This window comes from Tritonibacter sp. SIMBA_163, from assembly GCF_046535935.1.
GTDB lineage: Bacteria > Pseudomonadota > Alphaproteobacteria > Rhodobacterales > Rhodobacteraceae > Epibacterium > Epibacterium scottomollicae.
The window spans coordinates 1-958 of sequence record NZ_JAWJBP010000077.1; the positions used below are offsets into that span (position 1 = coordinate 1).

At 63.4% G+C, this 958-nt stretch carries 2 protein-coding genes; both read right to left on the bottom strand.

What is annotated here, in order from left to right:
- Positions 1-470, bottom strand: a 470-nt coding sequence (locus R0J92_RS21475) for a transposase (RefSeq protein WP_411053125.1), incomplete at its 3' end; no start/stop codon positions are given.
- Between the two features lie 7 nt (positions 471-477).
- On the bottom strand, positions 478-958 hold a 481-nt coding region (locus R0J92_RS21480), incomplete at its 5' end, for an IS5 family transposase (protein WP_411053126.1).

Consider the following 958-nt stretch of genomic DNA (forward strand, 5'->3'; position numbering starts at 1 on the left):
ATCGTCGGGACAACGATCCCCCGGATCGTTTTCTGATGCCTCCGCATATCTCGACGCGGCTCCTGCGGTGGTATCCGCTCCATCGTCGCCAGAGGGCCCGGCCGAGGTATTTCGCGGCGCGCAGGGCCTCGTTTCGGGCGATGGCGCCGGCGGTGTCGGTCTTCCACGGTTCGGCGTTCTTCCGGGGCGGGAGTGAGAAAGGCCCGGAAAGGGTCCGGGGGACCCTTTCCCTGACAAACGGCGTGGGCGCCGCGATCCGCGATAGCATCATGGCACTTGCGTGTGTCGTAGGCACCATCGGCGGTCACCGAGCCGACCTCTTCGCCAATCGGGATCTGGCTGAGCAGATGGGGCAGCACGGGTGCGTCACCAATGTGGCTCCTGGTGATCTCGACGGCTCGGATCTCCAGCGTTTCCTCGTCGATCCCGAGGTGGATCTTGCGCCAGACCCGGCGTTTCGGACCACCCATTGCCCTCTCACACATGCTTGCATGTGTGAGAGGGATGCTTGCGGGCGTGCCACTCGCCTTCGCCTTCGCCCTCGACCTTGATGCCAGTGCTGTCGATTAGCAGGTGCAGCGGCCTTTCGGACCCGCGATACGGTATGTTCACAGCCAGGGTCTTTTGGCGGCAAGACAGGGTGCTGAAGTCAGGCACCGTCCAGTCGAGGCCAACCAGCTCTGGCAGGCTCTCGACGAAGCCGGTCGTCTGCCGGAGCGCCATGCCGAATAGCACCTTCATCGTCAGGCAAGTCTGAATGGCGGCATCGCTGTAGGTCTGCTGGCGGCCACGCCTGCCTGTCGGCGCGGCATCCCAGCTCATCTCGGAGTCGAACCAGATCGTCAGAGAGCCCCGGCGCTTTAGCGCCTCGTTATAGGCTGACCAGTTCCTGGTCCTGTAGGTCTTGGTCTGCTCATGCATCCCAGCTACCACCCTGGATTCACGTGATGAATCCCTC